The sequence below is a fragment of the Planomonospora sp. ID67723 genome (genome assembly GCF_015711605.1).
GTDB lineage: Bacteria > Actinomycetota > Actinomycetes > Streptosporangiales > Streptosporangiaceae > Planomonospora_A.
Map to the genome: position 1 here is coordinate 625,972 of NZ_JABTEZ010000001.1, position 15,058 is coordinate 641,029.

At 72.2% G+C, this 15,058-nt stretch carries 17 protein-coding genes; 6 read left to right on the forward strand and 11 right to left on the reverse strand.

Annotated features, from left to right (window positions below; translation table 11 throughout):
• Position 1 precedes the first annotated feature (1 nt).
• The 7 genes from HS041_RS02870 to HS041_RS02900 form a co-directional block, all read right to left on the reverse strand.
• The gene (locus tag HS041_RS02870) at positions 2 to 517 is read right to left on the reverse strand and encodes a 3-hydroxyanthranilate 3,4-dioxygenase (RefSeq protein WP_196438963.1); all 516 of its coding nucleotides are present in this window, start codon (positions 515 to 517) and stop codon (positions 2 to 4) included.
• Entirely contained in the window at positions 514 to 942 is a 429-nt protein-coding gene (locus tag HS041_RS02875) for a RidA family protein (RefSeq protein WP_196438964.1), read from the reverse strand. The genes HS041_RS02870 and HS041_RS02875 overlap by 4 nt, the downstream gene beginning before the upstream one ends.
• Positions 939 to 1,763 carry a 2-keto-4-pentenoate hydratase gene (locus HS041_RS02880; protein WP_196438965.1) on the reverse strand — a complete coding sequence of 275 codons (825 nt, stop codon included), beginning with the start codon at positions 1,761 to 1,763 and terminating at the stop codon, positions 939 to 941. The genes HS041_RS02875 and HS041_RS02880 overlap by 4 nt, the downstream gene beginning before the upstream one ends.
• Positions 1,760 to 2,791, reverse strand: coding sequence for a 4-hydroxy-2-oxovalerate aldolase (gene dmpG, locus HS041_RS02885; RefSeq protein WP_196438966.1), 1,032 nt, complete (start codon positions 2,789 to 2,791; stop codon positions 1,760 to 1,762). The genes HS041_RS02880 and dmpG overlap by 4 nt, the downstream gene beginning before the upstream one ends.
• The gene (locus tag HS041_RS02890) at positions 2,788 to 3,720 is read right to left on the reverse strand and encodes an acetaldehyde dehydrogenase (acetylating) (RefSeq protein WP_196438967.1); all 933 of its coding nucleotides are present in this window, start codon (positions 3,718 to 3,720) and stop codon (positions 2,788 to 2,790) included. Before HS041_RS02890 ends, dmpG begins: the two co-directional genes overlap by 4 nt.
• Before the next feature lie 64 nt (positions 3,721 to 3,784).
• Positions 3,785 to 4,582, reverse strand: coding sequence for a 2-keto-4-pentenoate hydratase (locus HS041_RS02895; RefSeq protein ID WP_196438968.1), 798 nt, complete (start codon positions 4,580 to 4,582; stop codon positions 3,785 to 3,787).
• Positions 4,575 to 6,029 (reverse strand): 2-hydroxymuconic semialdehyde dehydrogenase, encoded by a 1,455-nt coding sequence (locus HS041_RS02900; RefSeq protein WP_196438969.1) that lies wholly within the window; start codon positions 6,027 to 6,029, stop codon positions 4,575 to 4,577. The genes HS041_RS02895 and HS041_RS02900 overlap by 8 nt, the downstream gene beginning before the upstream one ends.
• Before the next feature lie 73 nt (positions 6,030 to 6,102).
• On the opposite strand from HS041_RS02900, the gene HS041_RS02905 reads away from it, so the two are divergent.
• From HS041_RS02905 to HS041_RS02920, 4 genes are all read left to right on the forward strand, one after another.
• Positions 6,103 to 6,876 (forward strand): IclR family transcriptional regulator, encoded by a 774-nt coding sequence (locus tag HS041_RS02905; protein ID WP_196438970.1) that lies wholly within the window; start codon positions 6,103 to 6,105, stop codon positions 6,874 to 6,876.
• A 173-nt stretch (positions 6,877 to 7,049) separates the two neighbouring features.
• Complete coding sequence (locus tag HS041_RS02910; protein ID WP_196438971.1) at positions 7,050 to 7,568, forward strand: VanZ family protein; 519 nt, start codon at positions 7,050 to 7,052, stop codon at positions 7,566 to 7,568.
• 173 nt (positions 7,569 to 7,741) lie between these two features.
• The gene (locus HS041_RS02915; protein ID WP_196438972.1) at positions 7,742 to 8,494 is read left to right on the forward strand and encodes a GntR family transcriptional regulator; all 753 of its coding nucleotides are present in this window, start codon (positions 7,742 to 7,744) and stop codon (positions 8,492 to 8,494) included.
• Between the two features lie 126 nt (positions 8,495 to 8,620).
• Entirely contained in the window at positions 8,621 to 8,839 is a 219-nt protein-coding gene (locus HS041_RS02920) for a hypothetical protein (protein WP_196438973.1), read from the forward strand.
• A gap of 152 nt (positions 8,840 to 8,991) precedes the next feature.
• On the opposite strand, the gene HS041_RS02925 is transcribed toward HS041_RS02920, so the two are convergent.
• On the reverse strand, positions 8,992 to 10,083 hold the full coding sequence (locus HS041_RS02925; protein ID WP_196438974.1) for a coiled-coil domain-containing protein: 1,092 nt from the start codon (positions 10,081 to 10,083) through the stop codon (positions 8,992 to 8,994).
• 140 nt (positions 10,084 to 10,223) lie between these two features.
• Here HS041_RS02925 and HS041_RS02930 point away from each other — a divergent pair, with 140 nt between their 5' ends.
• Both HS041_RS02930 and HS041_RS02935 read left to right on the forward strand, forming a co-directional pair.
• The gene (locus HS041_RS02930) at positions 10,224 to 10,766 is read left to right on the forward strand and encodes a gamma carbonic anhydrase family protein (RefSeq protein WP_196438975.1); all 543 of its coding nucleotides are present in this window, start codon (positions 10,224 to 10,226) and stop codon (positions 10,764 to 10,766) included.
• Positions 10,767 to 10,900: 134 nt separating this feature from the next.
• A complete protein-coding gene (locus HS041_RS02935; RefSeq protein WP_196440738.1) occupies positions 10,901 to 12,310 on the forward strand; it encodes a hypothetical protein in 1,410 nt (469 codons plus the stop codon).
• Positions 12,311 to 12,813: 503 nt separating this feature from the next.
• Here HS041_RS02935 and HS041_RS02940 read toward each other — a convergent pair.
• The 3 genes from HS041_RS02940 to HS041_RS02950 are packed head-to-tail and all read right to left on the reverse strand — an operon-like array spanning position 12,814 to position 14,993.
• Positions 12,814 to 13,095, reverse strand: a complete 282-nt coding sequence (locus HS041_RS02940; protein ID WP_089210077.1) for a metal-sensitive transcriptional regulator — start codon at positions 13,093 to 13,095, stop codon at positions 12,814 to 12,816.
• A gap of 18 nt (positions 13,096 to 13,113) precedes the next feature.
• Positions 13,114 to 14,190, reverse strand: a complete 1,077-nt coding sequence (locus HS041_RS02945; protein ID WP_196438976.1) for a glycosyltransferase — start codon at positions 14,188 to 14,190, stop codon at positions 13,114 to 13,116.
• Positions 14,187 to 14,993, reverse strand: coding sequence for a hypothetical protein (locus tag HS041_RS02950; RefSeq protein WP_196438977.1), 807 nt, complete (start codon positions 14,991 to 14,993; stop codon positions 14,187 to 14,189). Before HS041_RS02950 ends, HS041_RS02945 begins: the two co-directional genes overlap by 4 nt.
• Positions 14,994 to 15,058: the final 65 nt, after the last annotated feature.

Genomic DNA, 15,058 nt, shown 5'->3' on the forward strand with positions numbered 1-15,058 from the left:
GCTATCCCTTGCCCGGGTGGAGCGCGCCGCACTTCTCGCAGGTGCGGGCCTTCTCGTCGTCGTAGAACGCCTGGAAGATCGGGGGCAGGTCGGTCACGATGTCGCTGACCTGGAGTTCGACGTCGTGGACCACGGAGTCGCACTCCTGGCAGTACCAGCGGAACCTCTCCAGCACCCCCTCCGGCCGGATGCGCTCCACCACCAGGCCGATCGAGCCCTCCTCCGGGCGCTGCGGCGAGTGCGGCGTGTTCGCAGGGAGCAGCCACATCTGTCCCTCGCGGACGTGCACGGTCTCCGGCCCGTCGGGGGTCATGATGTCGACGTGCATGTTCCCCCGGATCTGGTAGAAGAGCTCCTCGTAGGGGTCGATGTGGAAGTCGGTCCGCGCGTTCGGCCCACCGACGATCATCACGATGAAGTCGCCGGCCTCCTCGAAGAGGACCTTGTTGGCCACCGGCGGCTTGAGCAGGTGGGCGTGCTCGTCGATCCACGCGGTCAGGTCGATGGGAGCGATCATGGACTTTCCTCTCGGAGAGGCCGGTAGGCCACGGCCTGGATCTCGATGAGCAGGTGCGGGTGGGGCAACTGGTGAACCGCCACGGTGGTGCGGGCGGGGCCCGTCTCGTCGAAGTACTCGGCGTAGACCTTGTTGTACCCGCCGAAGTCGTTCATGTTCACCAGATAGGTGGTGACCTGGACGAGGTCGCGCAAGGAGGCCCCGGCGGCCTCGAGGATGTCGCCGATGTTCTCGATCACCGCCCGGGTCTGCTCGGCGATGTCGAGGGTGACGGTGCCGAACGCGTCGGCCTCCGCCCCGGCGATCGTGTTGTCCGGACGGCGGGCGCTGGTGCCGGAGACGTAGACGAGGTCCCCGGCCCGTTTGGCGTGCGGGAACCTCCCCCGCGGCACGGCCTTGCCCCCCACCACGATCCCGTCGGTCATGACGCCGCCTCCCCGCCTGCCGGCCCTGTCCCCCCGCCTGCCGGCCCTGTCTCCCCGCCTGCCGGCTCCGTGCCGAAGGAGACCCGGCCCAGGTGCTGGATCTCGACGCTGACGTGCGCCCCCGGGGCCAGCGGCTCGGCGGGCGTGGCGGCCCCGGCCAGCAGCACCCACCCGGGTTCGAGGACCACGCCGTTCCGTACGGCGAGGCGCGCGGCTTCGGCGACCGCCCTGCGGGGATCGCCCAGGATGGCGGCCGTGGACCCGGTCCGCACGGGACGCCCGTCGATCTCGAAGACGACGCCGAGGTTCCACCGGGTGGGGTCGTACGGTCGCCAGGGGCCGACGGCGTACCCTGCGGCCGAGGTGTTGTCGGCGACCACGTCCGGGAGCGAGAACCGGAAACGCTCGTAGCGCGAGTCGATAATCTCGATGCCCGGGGCGACGGCCGCGACGGCGTCCGGCGCGAGCGCGTCGGCGACCGAGGCGATCCGCCGGCCGATCAGGTAGACGACCTCCGGCTCGACCCGGGGGTGGATGTACCCGGTGACCGGGATCGTGGCGCCGTCGGGAACGGCGGTGGAGGCGGTGACCCGGCCGAAGATGAGGTCGTGCACGCCCATCTGGCGGCGCTTGCCCTCGCTGGTGAAGCCCAGCTTCACCCCGGAAAGCCGGTCCCCCCGCCCCAGCCGCAGCCGCAGCAGCTCCTCCTGGACCCGGTAGGCGGTGGCCACGTCGTAGTCCTGCTCCGGCTGCGGCACGGCGCGGGCCGTACGGGCCGCCTCGTCCAGGATCTCGGCGAGCTTCCGGACGCCGGCGCTCACCGGCCCCCCTCCGCGCGAGCGCCGTCCCCGGCGCGGGCCAGGTCCAGTGCGATGTCCACGATCATGTCCTCCTGGCCGCCCACCATCCGGCGGCGGCCCGCCTCGCCCAGGATGTCCCGGGTGTCCACCCCGTACCTCGCCGAGGCGGCCTCGGCGTGCCGCAGGAAGCTGGAGTAGACCCCCGCGTAGCCCAGTGTCAGGGTCTCCCTGTCCACCCGGACCGGCCGGTCCTGCAACGGCCTGACCAGGTCGTCGGCCGCGTCCATCAGGGCGTGCACGTCGCAGCCGTGCTCCCAGCCCATCAGGTCGGCCACCGCCGCGAACGCCTCCAGCGGGCAGTTGCCCGCACCCGCGCCCATCCCGGCCAGCGAGGCGTCCACCCGGGAGGCGCCGGCCTCCACCGCCACCACCGAGTTGGCCACGCCCAGCCCCAGGTTGTGGTGGGCGTGGATGCCGATCTCCGTGTCCTCGCCGAGGACCTCCCGGTAGGCCCGGACCCGGTCCCGGACCCCGTCCATGGTCAGCCTCCCGCCGGAGTCGGTCACGTAGACGCAGTGCGCGCCGTACGACTCCATCAGCCCGGCCTGCTTCGCCAGCTCGGCGGGCTCGGCCATGTGCGACATCATCAGGAACCCGGCCACGTCCATGCCGAGCTCGCGCGCGGTCGCGATGTGCTGGGCGGAGATGTCGGCCTCGGTGCAGTGCGTGGCGACGCGGACCGAGGTGACGCCGAGCGCGTGGGCGCGCCGCAGGTCCGAGACGGTGCCGATGCCCGGCAGCAGCAGCGTCGTCAGCCTCGCCCGCCGTACGGCTCCCGCGACCGCCTCGATCCACTCGTCGTCGGTGTGCTCGCCCGCACCGTAGGTGAAGCTGCCCCCGGCGAGCCCGTCCCCGTGGGCGATCTCGACGGCCGCGACCCCGGCCGCGTCCAGCGCCGTCGCGATCGCGGCGGCCTGGGCGGTGGTGTAGCGGTGCCGGACGGCGTGCATGCCGTCCCGCAGGGTCACGTCCTGGACGTAGATCCTCACGCGGTCGTCCTCCCCTCCGTGACCGGTGCGGCCGCCTCGGCGAGCCGCTCGGCGGTGCGCAGCGCGGCCGAGGTCATGATGTCCAGGTTCCCGGCGTAGGAGGGCAGGTAGTGGGCGGCGCCCTCGACCTCCAGGAAGACGCTCACCTTGACCCCGCCGGTCCGCTCCCCGGTGGGCAGCGGCTCCCCCGCAGGGATCGCATCGAACTGCACGTCCTGCTTGAGCCGGTAGCCGGGCACGTACGCCTGCACCTTCTCCACCATCTCCCGTACGGCTTCCGCCACCGCGGCCTCGTCGCACGCGTCCACCAGGCAGTAGACGGTGTCCCGCATGATCAGCGGCGGCTCGGCCGGGTTCAGGACGATGATCGCCTTTCCCCGGGCCGCCCCGCCGACCCGCTCGATCGCCCGGGAGGTCGTCTCGGTGAACTCGTCGATGTTGGCCCGGGTGCCGGGCCCGGCGGACCGCGAGGCGATCGAGGCCACGATCTCGGCGTACCGGACCGGGACCCGGGAGGCCACCGCCGCGACGATCGGGATCGTCGCCTGCCCGCCGCAGGTGACCATGTTGAGGTTGGGCGCGCCGAGGTGGGCCTCCAGGTTGACCGGGGGCACGACGTACGGCCCGAGCGCGGCCGGGGTCAGATCGATCACCCGCTTGCCGTGCTCCCGCAGCACCCGGTCGTTGTGCCGGTGCGCCGCGGCCGAGGTCGCGTCGAGCACGACGTCCACGCCCGCGAACTCCGCCAGCCTCACCAGTCCCTCGACGCCCCCGGAGGTCGTGGCCAGCCCGCGCCGCCGGGCGCGGGCCAGGCCGTCGGAGCCGGGATCGACGCCCGCCACGGCGACGAGCTCGACCGTTCCGGAGAGCAGGGCCTTGAACATCAGGTCGGTCCCGATGTTCCCGGACCCGAGGATCGCGATTCTCATTCGCCGCTCACCGCTCGCCGCTCGTCCGCAGGCCGTCGGACGGTACCCGGACCGCGCGAGCCGCTCACTCGAACACCGCCCGCACCGAGCCGACCCCGTCCACGTGCGCCTCGAACACGTCACCGGGCTCGACCTCCACCACCGGGCCGAGCGCTCCGGTGAGCACGATGTCCCCGGCCCGAAGCGGGAAGTCCGTACCGGCCAGCGTGTCCGCCAGCCAGACGGCGGCGTTCAGCGGATGGCCCAGGCAGGCCGCGCCCGCGCCGGTGGAGACCTCCTGACCGCGCCGGCTCATGGTCATCCCGGCCAGCCTGAGGTCGAGGCCGGTCAGCGGGACCGGCGTGTTGCCGAGCACGAAGGCGCCGCTGGAGGCGTTGTCCGCGATCGTGTCCACGAGCGTGATGTCCCATCCGGCGATCCGGCTGTCCACGATCTCGATCGCCGGCAGCACGAAATCCACCGCCCGGATGACGTCGGCCACCGTGAACGGCCCGTCCGTCAGGTCGCTCCGGAGCACCAGCGCGATCTCCGCCTCGGCCCTGGGCTGGAGGAAGCGCCCGGTCGGCACGGGCAGCCCGTCGAGGTAGGCCATGTCCGCGAACAGCATGCCGAAGTCCGGCCGGTCCACGCCGAGCTGGTCCCGAACCGCCTGCGAGGTCAGGCCGATCTTCCGGCCGACCGGCCGCCGCCCCTCGGCCAGCGCCCTGCGCGTGTTGATCTCCTGTACGGCGTAGCCGGCCTCCGCGGTCGGGCTCGGGAGCATCTCCCGGACCGGCGGGCAGGGCTTCCCGCTCCGTGCCGCCTCCAGTAGCCGGTCCGCCGCTTCGGCGAACACGTCGACGGCCTCGCTCCACTCAGTCATGTCCCGGCTCCAGCTTGATCGTGATGGTGGTCGGCTCGGAGTAGAAGTCCAGCGAGTGGGTGCCGCCCTCGCGCCCGATGCCGGAGAGCTTCACCCCGCCGAACGGGGTGCGCAGGTCCCGCAGGTACCAGGTGTTGACCCAGACCAGGCCCGTCTCCAGGGACTGGGCGACCCGGTGGGCGCGGCCGAGCGAGGACGTCCAGACCGTCGCGGCCAGGCCGTACTCGCTGTCGTTGGCCAGGGCGACCGCCTCGGCCTCGGTGTCGAACGGCGCGACGTGGCAGACCGGGCCGAAGATCTCCTCCCGGTTCACCCGGGAGTCGTGCGGCAGGCCGGTGAGCACGGTCGGTTCGACGTAGTAGCCGCCGTCGCGCTCGTCCCCGAAGCGCGGCGCCCCGCCTCCCGCGTGGATCTCGGCGCCCTCGTCCCCGGCCAGCGCGTAGTAGGACAGCACCTTGTCCCGGTGCTCCGCCGAGATCATCGGCATCATCACGGTGTCCTCGTCCTCGGGGCGGCCGAAGGCCAGCTCGCGTGCGCGCCCGGCCAGCCGCGCGACGAACTCCGCGAAGACCGGCCGCTCCACGTAGAGCCGCTCGGTGCACAGGCAGACCTGGCCGCCGTTGGTGAACACCGACCGCACGCAGCCCTCCACGGCCGCGTCCAGGTCGGCGTCGGCGAAGACCAGCCCGGCGTTCTTCCCGCCCAGCTCGAACGAGACCGGCTTGACCCGGTCCGCCACCGACTTCATGATCGACGACCCGGTACGGCTCTCGCCGGTGAAGGTGACCGCGTCCACGCCCGGGTGCTCGACCAGGAACTGGCCGGTGGAGCCGGGGCCGAAGCCGTTGACGACGTTGAGCACGCCCGGCGGGAGTCCGATCGAGGCGGCGATCCCGGCCAGCACGGCCATCGAGCCCGGTGTGTGCTCGGAGGGCTTGACCACGACGGTGTTGCCCGCGGCGAGCGCGGGACCGATCTTCCAGGTGGCCAGCAGGAACGGCAGGTTCCAGGGGACGATGACCGCGACCACGCCGAGCGGCCTGCGCACGGTGTAGCTGAGCACGTCCGCCAGGTGGAACGCGCTGTCCGGGCGCTGCGCGGCGATCTCGGCGAAGGAGCGGAAGTTGGCCGCGCCGCGGGGGATGTCCAGGGTGCGGGTCTGCGTGACCGACTTCCCGGTGTCCGCGATTTCCGCGGCGACCAGGTCCTCGAACCGCTCCTCGATCGCGTCGCCGAGCCGGCGCGTCCAGGCGGCCCGCTCGGCCGCCGGCAGCGCCGCCCAGCCGGGCAGGGCCGCGCGGGCGGCGGCGACCGCCCGGTCCACGACGTCCCGGTCCGCCTCGTGAACCCGGTAGATCTGGCGCCCGGTCACCGGGTCGCAGGCGGCGAACGTCGCGCCCTCGGCGACCGGCACCCCACCGATGAAGTGGGTGACCTGGTCAGGCAAGGCTTCTCCTCGAAAAGAACCGCTCCGGCTCGTTACATACGGGTATAGAGCCGCAAGCCGCCGATGGGCAACAATGCGTTCCGTGCCACGGAACCCCGACCGTCTCTCGATGCTGGAGAAGTCCTGGCTCGTGCTGGACGCGTTCCGCCCCACGGGAGGACCGCTCCGCCTGGCCGACGTCGCCGAGCGCTGTCATCTTCCCAAGACCACCGCCTTCCGCCTGCTCACCGAGCTCACCGCGATCGGCGCGGTCGCCCGCCGCCAGGACGGCTACTACCTCGGCCGCAGGCTCTTCGAGCTCGGTTGCATCGTCCCCCTGGAGCGCGATCTCCGCCATGCCGCGCTGCCGTTCATGCACGACCTGTACGAGGCGACCCACGAGACCGTGCACCTCGGCGTGCGTGACGGCCTCGACGTCGTCTACGTGGAGAAGATCCGCGGCCAGGAGGCCTTCGCCCTGCCCTCCCGGGTCGGCGGCCGGCTTCCCCTCACCTGCACCGGGATCGGCAAGGCCCTGCTCGCCTACGCGGGCCCCGACCTCATCGAGGAGGTCCTCGGCCGGCCGCTGCGCCGCCTGACCCCGCACTCGATCGTCGACCCCCGGCGGCTGGAGGAGGCCATCGGCCAGATCCAGGCGGCGGGGCTGGCCTACGAACGCGAGGAGGCGCAAATCGGCGGCGCCTGCATCGCGGCCCCGGTGTTCCACGAGGGAGCCGCGGTGGCGGCCCTGTCCGTCTCGGTCCCCCTGCCCCGCTTCCACCCCACCCGCCTGGCCCCCGCCGTCAAGGCCGCCGCCCTGGGCATCTCCCGCGCCCTGTCCCGCCCCTTCCCGGCCGGTCCCGTCTGACCCGGACGGCCGCGCCGGACGCCGGGGGCCCGGAGCGCGCCGCCGGTCGGGGTGCGGGCATCCCGCGCGGGTGTTCACCGACCGGCCGGGACCTTACCCGAAAGCTAGGTTCTTGTGGTCCGCAAGGCTCCGCGCGCCTCTCATGCCGTCTGCCGTACCGGCATCATTGCCTCATGGAGCAGGCGTGGGACATATGGGGAGATGTCGTTATAGCGGCTGTTCTGGCCGTTCCGCCGGCCATACTGGCCGCCGCCCTCCTGGCCCGCCACCGCACCCGCACCGGCCACCCCACCCCGACCCGTACGGCCGCCGCCGACGTGGCCGTCGTGGCCGGCACCGCCCCCTGGATCTGGATGATCCTCACCCCGGGAACCACCCAGGGAGTGAACCTCGTCCCCCTGCTCGACCTGTTCGACCAGCTCGCACTGATGTCACCCGAGGGAGCGTTCGTGCAGGTCGGAGGCAATCTCCTGGTCCTCGCCGCGCTCGGCGCCATGCTTCCGGTCCGCTCGCCGCGCCTGGCCTCGCTCGGCGCGGTCGCCTGCGCGGCGGCGGCCGTCTCGCTCACCGTCGAGGTCCTCCAGTACGGCCTCGGCCTGGGCCGGGTCAGCTCCGTCGACGACGTGATCCTCAATACGGCGGGAGCCGTCCTCGCGGCACTCGTCACTCGCCGCTGGTGGGCCCGTCAATAGCGGCCGGGATCGTTCCATAGTTACGGACCGAGAGAACTCTCGAAGATCACCACAAAGGCACGATCCTCTCAAAGGAAGCACGGGACCAACCTCTGTATCTGTGCGATCGTGGACAAGGCGGGGCAAGTTCTCTGGAGACGCCAAACCCGGTTGGTGACAGAGGGTGATTAAACGTGCAGCAGTCCCCGGTACCTCCCGAGACCCCGATCTATCGGCGCATCGCCGACGGGCTCCGCGAAGCGATCCTGTCCGGCGAACTCCGAGACGGGGATCGGCTTCCGGGCGAGAACGCCCTCATGGCGCAGTACGGCGTGGCCCGTGCGACCGCCAGGCAGGCGCTCTCGGTGCTCATCAACGAAGGGCTGGCCGTACCCAAACGCGGCTCGGGAGTCTACGTCCGGCAGTTCCGGCCCATCCGGCGGCACGGCTCGCGGCGGCTCGCGCAGGGACACTGGGGCGGAGGGCAGGCCATCTGGGACGCCGACACCCGCGGTCGGCCGTACACCGTGGACGAGGTCCAGATCGGCAGGGAGCCCGCCGACGACGACGTCGCCCGGGTGCTGGGCAGCGCCGAGGTCTGGGTGCGGCGGCGGCGCTATTCGGTGGACGGGCGGCCGGTTCAGCTCTCAGTCTCCCACTTTCCCGCCGAACTGGTCGAGGGCACCGCGATCACACGGGAGGACACCGGCCCGGGCGGCGCCTACGCACGCCTGGGCGATCTCGGCCACGCCCCGGCGCACTTCACCGAAGAGCTGCGCGCCCGCATGCCCCATCCCCATGAGACGGTCCTGCTCGACCTGCCGGCGGGCACACCGGTCATATCGATCATGCGAACGGCCTACACCGCGAACGGCGCTCCCGTCGAGGTCAACGAGATGATCCTCGACGCCGCCTCATATGTACTTCAGTACGACTTCGACGCATAGATCAAGGGCATTCGTCAACCGATAGGTTGACCTGACCCTTAAGATCATTGATTTCTCTAGAGAGGTGCCTCACCTTCAGAAGTGGAACGTCACAGCGACGGCCCTGGGCGCGGGGAAGGTGCGTGGATGTCTTTCGACCGGCATCTGGCGGAGATAGCCCGGGAGTTTCCCGACTGGACGATCTGGCGGAGCGACGCGGGCCGGTGGTGGGCGACCCGGCACCACCCGCTGACCTCCACCCAGCGTGAGGCCGGCTGCGCGATGACCGTCGACGCGGACGACCCCGAAGGGCTGCGTGAGCAGCTGCGGGACCAGGGGGAGCGTTTCGACGGAGCGGTCTCCTGAGGACCGCCCGGTGCCGGGTCCGCGTTCACGCGGCCCCGGCGCCGGGCCTCCAAGCGCGGAGGCCTCCGACCCATCGGGGGCGGAGGCTTCCGCTCGTTCGCGCGACCGCCCGCTCGTGTGACGTCACCCACCGCCGGTCGCCGGGACACCGATCACTTGCGGGCGGCGAGCTCCTCTTCGTCCTCGCGGACCCTCTTGAGGTTCGCCTCGGCGCCGTCGGAGACCACGACGCGGTTCTCGGCGGCGGGGGACGGCTCCTCGTCTTCGTCCTCCTCCACGATCACCCGGACGGACTCGACGTCGGGGCCGTTCTGCGGGACGGGCTCGATGGCCGCCTGGACGGGGCTCGCGGCGGGAACCTGGGCGGGGCTCGCGGGGGGCAGGACCGCGTTCTCGTCGATCAGGGCTCCGGCGGCGTTCTCCCGGTGGATCAGGTCGCCGAGGACCGCTCCCATCTCGTTGAGGCGGCGCATCACCTCACGGTGGGTCTCGGTGAGGTAGGCGACGCGCCGGCCCGTGCTCTCGTCCAGGACCGCGGCGCGCTGCTGGGCGGAGGTCAGCGTGGTGTGCGCCTCGGTGTTGGCGGAGGAGAGGGTCGACTCCGCCTCGGCGCGGGCGGAGGTCAGCGTGGACTCGGCCTCGGCACGCGCACCCTCGATCGTCTGCTCGGCCTGGTGCCTGGCGGAGGCGAGCGTCTGCTCCGCCTCCGTGCGGGCGCTCCGCAGGGTCTCCTCGGCCTCGGCGCGGGCCGCGTTGAGCTTCTCCTCGGCGTCGTTGCCCGCCTGGGCCAGCATGTGCTCGGCGGTGGCGGTGGCCTCGCCGACCCTGCGCTCGGCCTCCTGCTGCGCGGCGGTCAGGATCCCCTCGGCGCGCTCGCGGGCCGAGGTGACCAGGCGCTCGGCCTCGGCCGCGGCCTCGTCCCGGAGCCGGTGGGCCTCGGCCTCGGCGACCTCGCGCTTCGCCGACGCCTCCTCCTCTCCCAGCTTCAGGATCTGGCTGAGCCGCTGGCCGAGCTCGTCGTAGTCCTGAGGGGCCTCGGAGAGCCTGCGGCGGGCCTCGGCGAGCTCCAGCCTTCCCTGCTCGGCCTGGTCGATGGAGCGTGCGACCCGCTCCTCCAGCTCACGGATCTGGTTGCGCGTCCGGATCATGTAGTCGTGGACCTGACGGCGGCTGTAGCCACGCATGACGACCTCGAACGAGTCCTCATGCATCAGGTCGGGAAAGCTCTCGTGCTGGTTCGTCATAGCGGCTGCCCGTGAGGTCGTGTGGCGGGAAAGGAGACGTCAGGAGACGACTTTGCTGCCATCCATCCGAGACCGCAACCGGAATGCGCGACCTGCTTGCGGAAATATCGGGCAGGCTCACTCCCCGTAACATGCTCCGCATGAGCATCGCCCCCTACGTTGCCGCTCTCGATGACGGCGCGTCTCCAGATATCCACCCGGAAGCATACGTAGCGCCCGGCGCAGTCGTCGTCGGGCGTGTACGGCTGGGCCGCTCGGCCAGCGTCTGGTACGGCTCGGTCCTGCGCGGCGACGACGAGGCCGTCGAGGTCGGCGAGGAGTGCAACGTCCAGGACCTGTGCTGCCTGCACGCCGACCCGGGCCAGCCCGCCGTCCTGGAGCCCAGGGTCAGCCTCGGTCACAAGGCCATGGTGCACGGCGCCCACGTGGAGACCGGGGCGCTCGTGGGCATCGGCGCGATCGTGCTGGGCGGGGCGCGCATCGGCGCGGGATCGCTGATCGCCGCCGGCGCCCTGGTGGCCCCGGGCAAGCGGATCCCGGCGGGAGTGCTCGTCGCCGGCGTCCCCGGGAAGATCGTCCGTGAGCTCACCGACGACGACCGGGCCTCCTTCGCACGCACCCCCGACAACTACATGGCCAAGGCCGCCCGCCACCGCGCCGCGACGCCCGTGCCGCCGGCCTGAGCGCCTCCGCCGGCCGGGAGGCGTCGTCGTCCGGGCCCCGCGCCGCCTGGACGCCTCCGTCGGCGGCGCGGGGCCCGTCCGCACCGGACGGGGCCGTCCGTCGTTCCCCGCCCGCGGACGGGGCCGTGAGTAACATGACCGCCGTGCGGCAGTGGGACGGTTTCGACGCCATCGAGAGCGACGTGCGCGCCATGGTCGCCGACCCCCGGTGGCCGGCTCTTCCGCTGTCCGCGCGCGCCCACGCCGTCGCCCTGCGCATGCTGGCCACGCCGGACGGCGGGCGGTGGCTGTTCGGCGCGCACGCCCGGTGGTACCGGCAGGACCCCGCCGACGGCCGCTGGCAGCTCTCCCCGCCCCCCGCGGACACGGGCCTCCGCGCCGCGGCCCACGTCGTACACGCCACCTCCGTGGTCCTTCCGCACCTGGTGCCGGCCGGCCCCGACTTCACCGCGGACCGCGGGTCGGTCCAGGGGTTCGTCGGCCCGGACGTGCCGCAGGAGGTCACCGAACGGGTCCGCGCGCTGGTCGTCTCCCAGCGCGGCAGGCGCCGGGAGGACTTCCCGCTGCACGGCGCGTTCGCCGAGGTCTTCGCCGGGGAGGTCGCCAGCCCGATCGCCGCGATCTGGGGCACGCTCATGTGGTGCGCCTACGCCCCGGCCTTCGACGGCAACGAGGTGCTGCTGTCGATGTTCGGGGAGTTCCTGGCCCGCCCGCTCCCGGGTGACGAGTGGGTCCGCTGGCTCCCCCCGGTCCCCCTCGACGACCTGGCCGCCCTGTACGGCGAGCGGGTCAGGGCGGGCCATCCCGAGGCGGGGCGGCGGCTGGTCGCGCTGATGGCCGACACCGCCCACGCCGTCCGCGACGACCCCCGGTTCCGGCCACGGGCCGACGCGCTGCCCGCGATGCTCGCACCGGTCCTCCAGCGGACCGGGCAGGACGTCCCCGCCGCCCACCGGGACGACGAGGCGGTACGGCAGGCGTGGCTGTCGCGCTGCCCGCCTCATGTGACGCTGGCCGAGTCCTCTCCCGGAGAGCACTTCCAGCACGCCGTCTACGACTTCGTGCAGGCCCTGGGCTTCCTCTCCGCCAAGGGGGCCGATCCCCGGGCGGTGGCGGCCTCGCTGCTCGCGGCCGACGTCGCGGCGCACGCCCCGCGGGCGGCCGAGCGGCTGTACGCGTGGCTGGAGCCCGAGCTCCGCCACGCCTTCCACGACGTGCTCACCGATCCCGCGCACCCGTTGCGGCGCTGCTGGCCGCGCTCCCGCGACTCCGCGTCCTCCTCGTCGGCGCCTTCCCCGGAACCCCTCGCGCCGCCCGCCGGCTCGCCCTCCACGCTGCCCTCGGCCCTGCATCCGCCGGATCGGGCGTCGGCGGCCGCGCTGCTGGGCACCGCCTACGCCACCGGGCTCGCCTGGTGCCGCCTGACCGGGACCGGGGTGCCGGAGCGGGGCTTCGCGACGGCCTCGGCGCTCGTGCACCGCCTGGCCCACGAGCGGGACGACCCCGTCCCAGGCTCATCGGAGACCTATCCGCGCCACTTCTGACACACCAAAGAAGACTTAAACCACAAATCCAGTTATTTCATCCTTACTACCCCTATATCCTTCTATCCCCATCAGCGCCGGATAATTAGCTGAATTGTGATCTCCCATTCGGGAAATGATCCTTCAGGGTGCACGGCGAGGTCGTACCGAATGGTCCCGATGGGCCATGGGCACGAAAGAACCTCCACCGTAACCTCGAAGTGGGTGTGGGCTGCGGAAGGAAGGACGACGCGGTGGGGCACGATGAGTTGGACCTCAGGGTCCACGACCGTGTCGCGTTGGACGAGATCGCGCTCTATGCCGAGGTGCTTACCGCCGTCGCCGACAGCGAACGGCCTCTGACCTTGGCGGAGCTCGACAACGCGCTCGGATTGAGCGCTTCGGCGACCTGCTGAAGCGGTTGCGAAACCATACGAGCTAGTCCCGGACTCCCGCCAAGGGGTCCGGGACGTGGTTCGAAAAGGCCGGTTGGTGACTAGTCATGACCGGACGGACGATCAGGATCACGAACGGACGAGCCGGGCGATCGCCGCCGAGGCCTCCTTGACCTTCTCCTCCGCCTCCGGACCGCCGGTGTTGATGGCGTCGGCGACGCAGTGCCCGATGTGGTCCTCCAGCAGGCCGAGCGCCACCGCCTGGAGCGCCCGCGTCGCGGCCGACACCTGCGTCAGCACGTCGATGCAGTAGGCATCCTCTTCGACCATCCGCTGCAGGCCCCTGATCTGCCCCTCGATCCGCCGCAAACGGGTGAGATAGGCCTGCTTGTCTCCGCTGTACCCATGCATGACCCAAAGGTACCCGCGTCAGGGACGGCCGGAGGTGGCCGCGATCAGTTTCTCCCATCGTTCGGCCACCGAAGGGGCCTCGTACGCGGCCGCGGCGGCGAGCGCACCGGCCGCGAGCTTCCGGCGCCGGTGCTCGTCGTCGATGAGCGCGAGCAGCGCCGCGGCGTACGCCTCGATCTCGTCCTCCCCCTCGGGGACGAGAACCCCGCTGCTGCCGTCCGCCACGAACTCTCCCGGACCGCGCGAGCTGTCGAATCCGACCACCGGCACCCCGCTGGCCATCGCCTCGATCACGGTCATCCCGAGCACCTCGGCCCGTGACGTCACCGCCACGATCGACGCCTTGGCGAACTCACCCGCCAGATCGGGGGTCGTGCCCATGAAATAGACGTGGTTGTGCAGATTCAGTCCCGTCACCAGGGCCCGCAGGCGCTTCTCCTCGGGGCCGCCGCCGTACAACCGCAGCCGCCAGTCAGGACGCTTGTCGGCGATGACGGCGAACGCGCGGATCAGCCGGTCGTACGCCTTCACCGGCACCCATCGGCCTCCGGCGGCGACGATGCGGTTGTCCATCCGGGAGCGCGGCCACGGCCCCCGGGGCAGGGCGTCGGGGATCAACTGGACCGGGGCGCCTCCGTCGAGCAGGCGCTCCCACTCCTGCCTGCCGGTCTCGGTGGCGACGGCCACCGCGTTCAGCCTCGGGTAGAACCTCCTGATCGGCCCCGGCACCGGCGGGCGGCCCCATTCGCGTGCGATCCGCACCGTCTCGCGCGGGGCGTGCCGGGCGGCCTGCACGCCCAGCCCCGGCCTGGTGGTGATCAGGGCGTCGGCCTGGAGCGTGCGCAGCCGCCGCCACAGGGCGACCTCGGTCCGTATCTGCCCCTGGGGCAGCAGGTGGCGCACCCCGGGCCTGGCGTCGACCACCCAGGAGAGCCGCACGTCCGAGTCCACCGGGAAGAACGGCCTGTCCTTGTGCCGGCGGACGCTGAGGATCTCGACCTCGTGCCGCCGCGCCAGCTCTCCCGCGAGGTTGATGGCGGAGCGGACGTCACCGCGCATGCCGTACGCCGAGGGGACGAGCAGGCAGATCCTCACCCACCCACCTCGATCATGAGCGCGTCGTCGGCGGTGTAGCGGGGCCTGATCGGCACCCCGTCGATCCGGGCGGCCGGGTAGTGCAGGCGGCGGCGCTTGCCGTCCACGTCGTCCAGGCGCGAGCCCAGGCGGAGCGGCTCGGCCAGGCCGTCCACCTCCAGCGTGGGTTCCCAGGTGCCCGGCTGCTCGGGGGCGGCGCCCACCACGTCGCACAGGGAGAGCGCGGCGTGGAAGCGCACCCCCTGGACCGTGGCCGCGGCGGTCAGCTCCGCATGGCTCCCGTTCCCGTTCCCGCTGCGGCGCAGCGCCAGGCGGGCCTCGTGCCGGGACTCGTCGTCGTCGAGTCCGGTGAAGGCGAGCAGCCCGGTGACCTCGAAGCGGCCCTCCCTGAACCAGACCGCGCGGACCTCGGCGGCCGGCTCCACCTCGTCGATCTTCAGGGCGAGGAAGCCGTTGCGGGTCCGGTAGGCCCGGTAGGCCAGCGCGCGGCGGCTCAGCGCGTAGGCGTCGAGGCGGTCGAGGGAGAAGCCCGGGTCGACGCTGCGCAGCCGGGTCCGGCGGCCGTCCTGCGTCAGGTAGGCGTCCCAGCGGCCCGGGCCGAGTTCCAGCGGGGTCAGGGAGATCGCGAGCGTCGTGTCGCGGACCTGCGTGCCCGAGCCTCCCAGCGCCACCCGGCGCTCCTCGGAGGTGGCCCGGTGGCGCAGGGTCAGCTCCGCGCCCTCGGTGAGGGGGTCGTCGACTGCCAGCCGAAGGGACAGGACGTCGGCCAAGGTGACCTCGGCATCAGTGACGACGACACGCACCGCCAGCCCCCTCCCCGTCGAATGAGCTACGCGACGTTGAGGTTACCGTGATTTTTCCGTAATCA

Bases quoted from the DNA above. Each gene is read 5' to 3' on its own strand.
- HS041_RS02910 (WP_196438971.1), top strand. From the start codon at position 7,050: ATGGAGCAGGCGTGGGACATATGGGGAGATGTCGTTATAGCGGCTGTT.
- HS041_RS02940 (WP_089210077.1), bottom strand. From the start codon at position 13,095: ATGCATGGGTACAGCGGAGACAAGCAGGCCTATCTCACCCGTTTGCGG.
- HS041_RS02870 (WP_196438963.1), bottom strand. From the start codon at position 517: ATGATCGCTCCCATCGACCTGACCGCGTGGATCGACGAGCACGCCCAC.
- HS041_RS02920 (WP_196438973.1), top strand. From the start codon at position 8,621: ATGTCTTTCGACCGGCATCTGGCGGAGATAGCCCGGGAGTTTCCCGAC.
- HS041_RS02925 (WP_196438974.1), bottom strand. From the start codon at position 10,083: ATGACGAACCAGCACGAGAGCTTTCCCGACCTGATGCATGAGGACTCG.
- HS041_RS02905 (WP_196438970.1), top strand. From the start codon at position 6,103: ATGCGTTCCGTGCCACGGAACCCCGACCGTCTCTCGATGCTGGAGAAG.
- HS041_RS02895 (WP_196438968.1), bottom strand. From the start codon at position 4,582: ATGACTGAGTGGAGCGAGGCCGTCGACGTGTTCGCCGAAGCGGCGGAC.
- HS041_RS02875 (WP_196438964.1), bottom strand. From the start codon at position 942: ATGACCGACGGGATCGTGGTGGGGGGCAAGGCCGTGCCGCGGGGGAGG.
- HS041_RS02890 (WP_196438967.1), bottom strand. From the start codon at position 3,720: ATGAGAATCGCGATCCTCGGGTCCGGGAACATCGGGACCGACCTGATG.
- HS041_RS02930 (WP_196438975.1), top strand. From the start codon at position 10,224: ATGAGCATCGCCCCCTACGTTGCCGCTCTCGATGACGGCGCGTCTCCA.
- HS041_RS02935 (WP_196440738.1), top strand. From the start codon at position 10,901: ATGACCGCCGTGCGGCAGTGGGACGGTTTCGACGCCATCGAGAGCGAC.